Source organism: Shewanella sairae (genome assembly GCF_023283535.1).
GTDB classification, from domain to species: Bacteria; Pseudomonadota; Gammaproteobacteria; order Enterobacterales; family Shewanellaceae; genus Shewanella; species Shewanella sairae.
The window spans coordinates 1-1242 of sequence record NZ_JAKILT010000181.1 but is presented as its reverse complement, the minus strand read 5'-3'; the positions used below and the strand labels follow the sequence as shown (position 1 = coordinate 1242).

The window sequence follows — 1242 nt, the reverse complement described above, 5'->3', positions numbered from 1 at the left end:
TGATCTCTAGTACTAAAACTAGACACGGCACTAAGCAATGCTCTTTAGTTCGAATGCTTCTGGGCTGAGATAGCCATTCGCACTATGCCTTCTCGTTTTGTTGTAATCAACTTCAATGTATTCAAAGACCGCTTGGCGCATGGTTTTCCGATCCATAATAAGTTCACCATGAACAGCTTCTACTTTTAGTGAGTGGAAGAAGCTCTCCGCGCAAGCGTTGTCCCAGCAATTACCTCTTCGGCTCATACTTTGCTGTAATTCATACTTATTTAGCAAGCCACGGAAATGTCCCGAGCAATACTGACTACCGCGATCACTATGCACGATGACACCTTTTGGACGCCCTCTGCGGAAGATGGCCATCGTTAAGGCATCACATACCAGCTCTGCTTTCATGTTTGGACTCATTGACCAACCAATCACTGCTCTCGAAAACAAATCGATAATAACAGCTAAATAGAGCCAGCCTTCACTAGTCCATAAATAGGTTATGTCTGTTACCCATTTCTGATTGGGAGCGGTGGCCGTAAAGTCGCGTTCAAGCAAGTTAGGTGCTATTGGCAAGGTATGATTGCTGTCAGTCGTCACCTTGAACTTACGAGCCGCTTTGGGGACTAATCCCTGGCGCTTCATACTCTCACTAATCGTCTTAATACACGGTGTTTGCTGTTTATCTTCTAGCTCAACTTTGATGCGAGTGGCACCATAACGCTGTTTCGAATCGACAAAAATCTGTTGTATTTGTTCATCTCGTCGTTGTTGTTGCAACGCTCGTTGGCTCGACCGTTCACCGAATTTAAGCCAATGATAAAACCCACTTCGCGATACTTTAAGTACCGACGCCATGCGTGACACCGAGAATTTAAACTGGTGCACTTGCATGAACTTGAATCGCTTTATTTTTGATTCTTCGCGAAGTAGGTAGCCGCCTTTTTTAATATGGCTAAGTCCTCCGCTTGTTCAGCTAGTTGACGTTTTAACTTGGCTACTTCAGCTGCGAGTTCGGCTTCACGTTGACTTGAGCTTTTCTTTTGCTGGAACTTGTTGCGCCAGTCGTAGATTTGCGACTCATATACGCCTAAGTCTCTAGCTGCGGCTGCAACACCGATTTTCACAGCCAACTGAACGGCTTCTTGTTTAAATTCAGTGGTATGAGTTTTACGTGGTTTATTTGTTTTCATAAGTACCTCAATGGTGATTGTACTTACTTAGTGGAGTGTCTAAAAGTAGTGGCAGGGATCA

General features: G+C 44.4%; 1 protein-coding gene. It reads right to left on the bottom strand.

What is annotated here, in order from left to right; genetic code table 11:
• Positions 1-30: 30 nt before the first annotated feature.
• A protein-coding gene (locus L2748_RS23960) for an IS3 family transposase (protein WP_220783632.1) occupies positions 31-1181 on the bottom strand; the annotation gives its coding sequence in 2 pieces (ribosomal slippage) (positions 31-938 and positions 938-1181; 1152 coding nt in all).
• Positions 1182-1242: the final 61 nt, after the last annotated feature.